The following is an 8532-nucleotide window of genomic DNA, read 5'->3' as shown; positions in this document are numbered from 1 at the left end:
GTGCGTGGTCGGCCACCCGGCGCGGGTGTCGACAGTGCAGACCTCCCCCCCCCACGGAAATCAAAGGCGACGACCCACGTGCCCCACCCCGACGGCCCCCGCCCCGGACGACGCCCCCCCCCCCCAAACCCCCCCAAATCGGGGGGCCCCCCCCACCCCCCCGCCCCCCCCCGCAAAACCCGGGGGGGCCCTTCGGTTCTCGTGGATCAGCCGCGGGCGAGCAGGCGCTTGAGCGAGCCGTGCCGGGGCGGCAGCGCCGCACCACCGGCCACCGCCTGCGGGCGCCGCGCCCGCACCAGCCGGTCGAACTCCTGCGCGTCGCGGACGGGCGCACGCAGTGCGCCACTGTTGAAGTCGGCGGCCAGCTGCTCCACCGTCTCCTGCGCACAGGACTTGTTGGTCCCGATGAAACCCGTCGGTCCGCGCTTGATCCACCCGGTCACATACGCACCGGGGACGACCTCACCCGACGGCGCGGTCAACACCCGGCCGCGCTCGTTCGGGATGACACCACGCGCCTCGTCGAACGGCAGGTCCTTGGTCGGCACACCGCGGTAGCCCACGGAGGTGAGCACCACGCCGGCCTCGAGCAGCTCGGTGTCACCGGTCGGCACCGCGCTGGTCCGGCCGTCGGCATCGGTGACGAGCTCGTTGCGCTCGACCCGCACGCCGGTCACCGTGTCGGTACCGACGATCTCGACCGGCGAGGACAGGTAGCGGAACACGATCCGGCGACGCGCGCCGAACGGACGGTTCGCGACGCTGTGCAGCAACCGCAGCTTCTGCTCGATCTTGAACGGCAGCTCCGCGGTGACCTCCGGCAGGTCGCCGTCGATCGCGATGTCGATGTCGGCGGCGAGCAGGCCGACGAACTCCGGGACGGTGAACGCCGATTCGGCCGGGCCACGACGACCCAGGATCACGACCTCTTCGACCTTGCTCTCCCGCAACGCCTTCAGCGCGTGCGGCGCGATGTCGGTGCCGGCCAGGGTGGCCGGGTCGACGGTCAGGATCCGGGCCACATCGAGGGCCACGTTGCCGTTGCCGACGATGACGACGCGCTTCTGATCCAGATCGAACTCGTCGTCGACGTGCTCGGGATGGCCGTTGTACCAGGCGACGAAGTCGGTGGCCGACACATTGCCCGCCAGCCCCTCACCCGGGATGCCGAGCTTGCGGTCCGAGGACGCGCCCACGGCGTAGATCACGCCGTGGAAGTGCTCGAGCAGCTCGGCATGACTGATGTGTTTGCCGATCTCCACGTCGAGGTAGGTCCCGAAGTCCTCCTGCTTCGACATCACGTCGAACAGGTCGGCCACCTGACGGGTGCGCTTGTGATCGGGCGCGACACCGAGCCGGGCCAGGCCGTAGGCCTGCGGCAACCGGTCGAACATGGTCACCGACACGCCGGGCTGGGTGAGCAGCTCGTCGGCGGCGTACATCGCCGACGGACCCGACCCCACGATCGCCACGCGCAGCGGCGAACGCTGGGTGTCGATCGCGGGCGGCATCACCGGGCGAGCCAACGTCGGCCGGTCCCGCTGGACGCGGTAGAAATCGGCGTTGATCTCGATGAACGGCTTCTGCTCTTCGGTCAGCTTCTTCGACGAGGTGATCGCGTCGACGGGGCACGCGGTGGCGCAGGCGCCACAGTCCACGCAGGCCGCCGGATCGACGTACAGCATCTCCGCGCTGAGGAAGTCCGGCTCATCCGGGGTCGGATGAATGCAATTCACCGGGCATGCGTAGACACACGAGGCGTCACTACAGCATGACTGGGTAACGACATATGGCATATGGCTATCGTCTCAGGCGGCGTGCTTGGCGGAACGCTTGGGCTCCGAACGGTACCGGCTGGACGGGCCGTCGATCCCGAGCAGCTTCCACACCTTCTTGGCGATCGGGTTCATCAGCCCGATCTCCTCGGCGAGGGCGCGCACGTCGATGAAGTAGTCGGCGAAGACCTGCTTGGCCTCCTTGGAACCGTAGAACAGCTCCTTCTTGACTTCCTTCGGCATGTCGAACTGCTTGAAGAAGGTCTTCGGCGGGGTCGCGATGGCGCGGCCGAGCACGAACATGACGATCGGCATCGCGATCGAGAGCACGAACTTGTTGACCGCGGGCTGCGCGGGCACGTTCTTCTTCAGGAACTCGTGCGCGAAGGAGATGTGGCGAGCTTCCTCGGCCACATGGATCGCCATCACGCCGCGCATGATCGGGTGGATGTCATCGCCCGAGCGCAGGATGTCCTTCTGGATGTGGTCGATCGGCTCCTCGCCGGCGAGCACGGCCATGAAGAAGAAGTTCGGGAACAGCGCACCGGCCGGGGCGGCCAGGTGGCGCAGCTGACGCACGAGCGGGTTCATGCCCGGCACGTCGGCGACGCGGTTCACCATCTCCTGGAACATCAGAGTGTGGTTGTGCTCTTCGATCATCTCGTGCGAGCAGTACCGGAACTCCGGGTCGTTGTTCTTCAGGTTGAAGATGTGCTGCATCATGCCGATGATCAGGATGGCCTCGAACTGCAGGCCGACCTTGGCGACATTGGCCTGGCGGACCTTGCCGATCTCGATCTTCTTGTCGAGCGGCAGCGCCTGGTACCAGGGGTGGCGACCGATGGGGTCCGCCGAGGTGACCAGGACCCAGCGCTCCGGCTTGTGGTTCGGGTCGAAGTCCGGGTTGTCCCAGTCGATGTCCTCGAACGGGTCGAAGTGACGGTTGACCGACGCCTCGGACAGCATCAGCAACTTCTCGGCGTACGCCTGAGCCTCGGCGACTACAGGATCGACGTCAGGGGTGGTGGGCGCAGACATCGTCGTCACTGCCTCTCCTCAAGGGACGTTTACTGTTTCCAATAGTTACACCTACGAGGAGTCACGTCAACTCCGGCACCCGCCGGATTTCCCGCGATCGGCGCGGCGAAATGCCTGGAGAAAAAGCTACTCACCAGTAAAAACGGCTCTACCTGTGACACTGCGTCATGCACATCCGCGCGCGGCCGCGGCGCGCCGGAAAAAATTAGTTTCCGCTCGACTCCGGCGTTTCGCCGTGCGAACCGCCGGTACCGGCTATCCTCCCGCGGCCGGGAAACGCGGACGGCCGGGCGGTGGCTGTTCAGCAACACCGCCCGGCCGGGTCGAGATACCTGGTCAGCTCGTCGGCAGGTCCGGGATGCGGGTGGCACGGGCGTAGACCGTCTCCCCCTCGCTCAGGTGCAGCGCGGCGGCGTCACCGCGGGTCACCTGCGCGGCGAACTGATCGCCGGTCGCGGCGTTGCGCAGTTCCAGCCGCACCTCGAAGCCGAGCCGGACGATGCGTTCGACGGTGGCCCTGGTGACGCCGGCGGATTCCGCGGTGCCCTCGTGCTCGGCCAGCGCCATGGACGGATCGCGGCCGATCCGGATGTCGTGCGGCCGGACCAGATGGCCGTTGAGCCGCGCCACCGCGCCGAGGAAGGACATGACGAACTCGTTGGCGGGCCGGTCGTAGACCTCCTCGGGCGAGCCGACCTGCTCGATGCGGCCCTTGTTCATCACCGCGATCCGGTCGGCGACGTCGAGCGCCTCCTCCTGATCATGGGTGACGAGCACGGTGGTCACATGGACCTCGTCGTGCAGACGACGCAGCCACTGCCGCAGATCGGTGCGCACCTTCGCGTCCAGCGCGCCGAACGGCTCGTCGAGCAGCAGCACCTGCGGGTCCACGGCGAGGGCGCGGGCCAGCGCCATGCGCTGACGCTGACCACCGGACAGCTGCGCGGGGTACCGGTGCTGAAATCCGTCGAGGCCGACGATCCCGAGCAGTTCGTCGACGCGCTTGTCGATCTCCTTCTTCGGCCGCTTGCGGATGGTCAGGCCGAAAGCCACGTTGTCGCGCACGGTCATGTGCTTGAACGCGGCGTAGTGCTGGAACACGAAGCCGATGTCGCGCTTCTGCGGCGCCACGTGGGTCACGTCGTTGCCCGCGATTGTCACGATGCCGCCGTCGAGCGACTCCAGGCCGGCGATCGAGCGCAGCAGCGTCGACTTGCCCGAACCCGACGGGCCCAGCAGTGCGGTCAGCTCGCCGGAGGGGATGTCGATGCTGACGTCGTCGAGAGCGGCGAAGGAACCGTAGTTCTTGCGCGCGTTGGTCACGGTGATCATTCGGTGCCCCGCTTGCGTTCGAGGAGAGTCATCAGAAGGAGAACGACCAGTGCCATGCCCATCAGCAGCGTCGCCGCGCTGTAGGCGCCGAAGGTGTTGTGGTCGTTGATGTAGCGGCCGTGCACCAGCAGCGTCAGCGTCTGCGAGCGGCCGGGCAGCGCGGTGGAGACCATGATCACCGCGCCGAACTCGCCGAGCGCGCGGGCCACGGTGAGGACGACGCCGTAGGTCAGGCCCCAGCGGATGGCGGGCAGGGTGATCCGCCAGAAGGTCTGCCAGCGTGAGGCGCCGAGGGTGGCCGCGGCCTGTTCCTGGTCGTCGCCGATCTCGTGCAGCACCGGTTCGACCTCACGGACCACGAACGGCAAGGTCACGAAGATGGTGGCGATGACCATGCCGGGCAGGCTGAAGATCACCTTGAAGCCGAGTGACTCCAGACCGCCGAACCAGCCGCCCGCGCCCCACAGCAGGATCAGCGACACACCGACGACAACCGGCGAGACGGCGAACGGGAGGTCGACGATGCCCTGCACCAGATTGCGCCCGGGGAACTTGCTGCGCACCAGCGCCAACGCCGTGATGACGCCGAACACCACGTTCAGCGGGACCACGATCGCCACGATGATCATCGACAGCTGGAACGCCGAGATCGCCGCCGGCGTGGTGATCGAGTCGACGAACGCGCCGATCCCCCGTTCGAACGTGCGCCACAAGATGATCACCAGCGGGAGCACGAGCAGCACGAACAGGTAGCCGAGGGCGACCGTGCGCAGCGAGAGCCTGGTGAACGGGGACAGTTTCATCGGGCCGCCTCTTCCTTACGGGCGGTGCGCTCGGCCAGCAGGCGCAGCACGAGCAAGCTGGCGAAGGAGATCACCAGCAGCGCCACCGACACCGCGGCGGCGTTGATCGGCCGGTCCACCTCGATCTGCTGCTGGATGTACTGCGAGGTCATCTGGGTCTCGCGCGGGATGTTGCCGCCGATCAGCACGACCGAGCCGTACTCGCCGATCGCCCTGGCGAAGGCCAGGCCGCCGCCGGAGATGATCGCCGGGGTCAGCGTCGGCAGCACGATGCGCCGGAAGGTGATCCAGTTGCTCGCGCCCAGCGAGAGCGCGGCCTGTTCCACTTCCCGGTCGACCTCGATCAGCACCGGCTGCACCGAGCGCACCACGAACGGCAAGGTGACGAAGGCCAGCGCCACCACCAGACCCGGCTGGGTGGCGTTGAGGTGGATATCGATCGGGCTGTTCGGGCCGTAGAGCGAGAGCAACACGATCGAGGCGACGATCGTCGGCAGCGCGAACGGCAGGTCGATCAGCGCGTTGACGATGCCCTTGCCGGGAAACTCGTCGCGCACCAGCACCCAGGCGATGAGCGTGCCCATCACCACGTTGAGGACGGCGACGATCACCGAGACGCCGATGGTCACCTTCAGCGAGTCCACGGCGGCGGGCGCGGTGACCGCGTCCCAGAAGCCGGACCAGCCGTCCTCGAACGAGCTGACGGTCAGGGCCGCCAGCGGCAGCAGCACGATGACGCTGAGCCACAGCACCGCGACGCCGATGCCGAAGGGGCCCACGGAGCCGGTGACGCGCAGCCACGAGCGGCGGGGGTTTCGGGATTTCGCGGCAACGCCGGGATCGGGGGTTTCCCCGGTCCCGGCGGGCCCACTGCTGTCAGTCACAGTTGTCCAGTATCGCGTGTGCGCTCGGTCACGTCCTACTTGGTGGCCTGGTCGTAGATGACCGCGATCTTGCCGGTGCCCTGCGTGAACAGGTCCTTGTCCACGGCCTTCCAGCCACCGAGGTCATCGATGGTCCACAGCTTGGCCGGGGTCGGGAAGTCGGCGGCGAACTCGGCGGCGACGGCCGGATCGACCGGGCGGAAGCCGGCCTGCGCCCACGCCTTCTGGCCGGCGGGGGTGAACAGGAAGTCGCGGAACGCGGTCGCGGTGGCCAGGTTCTTGGAGTTCTTCAGCACCGCCACCGGGTTCTCGATCTTGAAGGTGGTCGGCGGGTTGATGTGCTCGATCGGGTCGCCGTTGCGCTCGGAGAAGATGGCCTCGTTCTCGTAGCTCAGCAGCACGTCACCGGTGCCCTGCAGGAAGGTCTCGGTGGCTTCGCGGCCCGACTTGGGCTGCACCTTGACGTGCTCGGGCGAGATCAGCTGGGCCAGGTAGTCCAGGCCGGCCTGCTGGTTCTTGCCGCCGTCGCTCTTGGCGGCGTACGGCGCGAGCAGGTTCCACTTGGCCGAGCCGGAACTGAACGGGTTCGGCGTGACGACCTCGACACCGGGCTTGATCAGGTCGTCCCAGTCCTTGATGCCCTTGGGGTTGCCCTTGCGCACCACCAGGGTGACGACCGAGCCGAACGGGATGCCCTTGGTGGCGTCGGCGTTCCAGTTCGACTCCACCAGGCCTGCGTCGACCAGGCGGGTGATGTCGGGCTCGACGGAGAAGTTCACCACATCGGCCTCGGCGCCGTCCTTGACCTTGCGCGACTGGTCGCCCGAGGCACCGTAGGACGGCAGGATCTGCACGCCCTTGCCCGCCTCGGTCTTGTTGAACTCGGGCACGACCTTGTCGAAGCCGGGCTTGGGGACGGCGTAGGCGTAGAGGTTGAGGCTGCCCCCGCTGCCGTCGGCTCCCGTGCCGCCGTCGGTCGAATCGCTGGCGCCACCGCCGCACGCGGTCAGCGCGAGCGCGGCGACAGCGGTGACGGCGATGGCGGCGGCGCGGCGGCGCGAGCCGATCCAAGTGGTGCGAGACATCGGGGTTGAACCTTTCGGAAAGGACCTGCCCGGCAACATTTCTCGTTGCGGCAGGATCATGCTCGTCGATCGGTAGACCTGCCGTGCGACGGACGGACGGCAGTTGGCGCGACTCGGGCCGGTGGCCCCCGGAGTGACGGACTACGACTGCGAAAGGAAAGCGCGCGCCAGTCTACTGGGCAGATACGCGCAGAAGCGTCCGGTGGCCGATCATCGACAGAGAATGTCCGCGACCGCGAGGTTGCCGACAGCGATCAACGCCAGCTCATGGCGGATCTGCGGGGCGACACTCGACGACACAGGCAGACTGTAGCAGATTGCGCCATGATGATCAGAATCGACGAGAGTTCCGTACACAGGGGGGTTTTCATTCCATGACCATGACTCCGGACCGCGTGCGCGTCCGTTTTCCCGAGATCAGCACCCGCGCCTGGGAGCATCCGGCCGACCGCACCGCGCTCGTCGCGTTGCGGGCGCTGACCGGCTTCGACACCGTGCTCAAGGCCCTGTCCGGGCTGCTGCGCGAGCGCCAGCACCGGCTGCTCTACCTGGCGACGGCCGTCCGCGTCGACGACCGCCAGTTCCGCACCCTGCACGAGTTGCGCGCGGACTGTGTCGGCGTACTCGACGCGCGGACCACGCCGGAGATGTTCGTGCTGCAGGACCCGACGGTGAACGCCTTCACCATCGGGATGGACAAGCCGTTCATCGTCCTCACCACCGGCCTGCTCGACCTGATGGACACCGAGGAACTGCGCTTCGTCATCGGCCACGAGCTCGGCCACGCCCTGTCCGGGCACGCGGTGTACCGCACGATGCTCATGCACCTGCTGCGGCTGTCGGCGTCGATCGGCTGGATGCCCGGCGGCGGCTGGGCGCTGCGCGCGATCGTGGCGGCGCTGATGGAGTGGAGCCGCAAGTCGGAGCTGTCCGGCGACCGGGCCGGCCTGCTGTGCTGCCAGGACGTCGAGGCCTCGGTCCGGGTGCACATGAAGACCGCGGGCGGCACCTGGCTGAAGGAGATGAACCACGGCGCGTTCCTCGACCAGGCCGACGACTACCTGCGCTCGGGTGACCTGCGCGACGGCGTGCTCAAGCTGCTCAACCTGGAATTGCAGTCGCATCCGTTCTCGGTGCTGCGCGCCGCGGAACTGCGCCGCTGGATCCAGTCGGGCGAGTACGACCGGGTACTCGGCGGCAGCTACCCGCGTCGCGAGCACGACCGCGACGCGCGCATCAGCGAGGAGGTCAAGCACGCGGCCCGCAGCTACCGCGAATCCTTCGACCAGTCCGACGACCTGCTGATCCGCACGGTCCGCGACCTGGGCAAGGACGTGGGCGCCGCGGTGAGCACCGTCGGCCAGGAGGTCGGCCAAACCGTCGCCGACCTGGGCAAACGACTGACAGACTGGCGCCGGAACTAGCCCCGGACGACCCCGCCTCTCGGAACCAGCCCCGTACGACCCGACCTCGAGGAGGGTCCGCCGCGTCAGCGGCGGGGGGGGGGGGGGGGGGGGGGGGGGGGGGGGGGGGGGGGGGGGGGGGGGGGGGGGGGGGGGGGGGGGGGGGGGGGGGGGGGGGGGGGGGGGGGGGGGGGGGGGGGGGGGGGGGGGGG

General features: G+C 68.3%; 8 protein-coding genes. 1 reads left to right on the top strand and 7 read right to left on the bottom strand.

Annotated elements, in window-relative coordinates; all coding sequences use genetic code 11:
• Positions 1 to 206: 206 nt before the first annotated feature.
• From QH270_RS33520 to QH270_RS34580, 7 genes are all read right to left on the bottom strand, one after another.
• Positions 207 to 1796 (bottom strand): FAD-dependent oxidoreductase, encoded by a 1590-nt coding sequence (locus tag QH270_RS33520; protein WP_280348741.1) that lies wholly within the window; start codon positions 1794 to 1796, stop codon positions 207 to 209.
• A gap of 12 nt (positions 1797 to 1808) precedes the next feature.
• Positions 1809 to 2813, bottom strand: coding sequence for an AurF N-oxygenase family protein (locus QH270_RS33515; RefSeq protein WP_280348745.1), 1005 nt, complete (start codon positions 2811 to 2813; stop codon positions 1809 to 1811).
• 336 nt (positions 2814 to 3149) lie between these two features.
• A complete protein-coding gene (locus QH270_RS33510; protein ID WP_280348739.1) occupies positions 3150 to 4145 on the bottom strand; it encodes a sulfate/molybdate ABC transporter ATP-binding protein in 996 nt (331 codons plus the stop codon).
• Complete coding sequence (gene cysW, locus QH270_RS33505) at positions 4142 to 4948, bottom strand: sulfate ABC transporter permease subunit CysW (RefSeq protein WP_280348736.1); 807 nt, start codon at positions 4946 to 4948, stop codon at positions 4142 to 4144. Before cysW ends, QH270_RS33510 begins: the two co-directional genes overlap by 4 nt.
• Entirely contained in the window at positions 4945 to 5832 is an 888-nt protein-coding gene (gene cysT / locus QH270_RS33500) for a sulfate ABC transporter permease subunit CysT (protein ID WP_432420471.1), read from the bottom strand. Before cysT ends, cysW begins: the two co-directional genes overlap by 4 nt.
• A gap of 35 nt (positions 5833 to 5867) precedes the next feature.
• Positions 5868 to 6956 (bottom strand): sulfate ABC transporter substrate-binding protein, encoded by a 1089-nt coding sequence (locus QH270_RS33495; RefSeq protein WP_432420472.1) that lies wholly within the window; start codon positions 6954 to 6956, stop codon positions 5868 to 5870.
• A gap of 171 nt (positions 6957 to 7127) precedes the next feature.
• On the bottom strand, positions 7128 to 7217 hold the full coding sequence (locus tag QH270_RS34580; RefSeq protein ID WP_019045829.1) for an Ms4533A family Cys-rich leader peptide: 90 nt from the start codon (positions 7215 to 7217) through the stop codon (positions 7128 to 7130).
• A gap of 74 nt (positions 7218 to 7291) precedes the next feature.
• Between QH270_RS34580 and QH270_RS33490 the strand changes: the two genes are divergently transcribed.
• Positions 7292 to 8341, top strand: coding sequence for a M48 family metallopeptidase (locus QH270_RS33490; protein WP_280348731.1), 1050 nt, complete (start codon positions 7292 to 7294; stop codon positions 8339 to 8341).
• Positions 8342 to 8532: the final 191 nt, after the last annotated feature.

It is taken from the genome of Nocardia neocaledoniensis (genome assembly GCF_029868625.1).
Lineage (GTDB): Bacteria > Actinomycetota > Actinomycetes > Mycobacteriales > Mycobacteriaceae > Nocardia > Nocardia neocaledoniensis_A.
The sequence above is the reverse complement of the archived record's forward strand: the minus strand, read 5'-3'. Positions and strand labels throughout refer to the sequence as shown.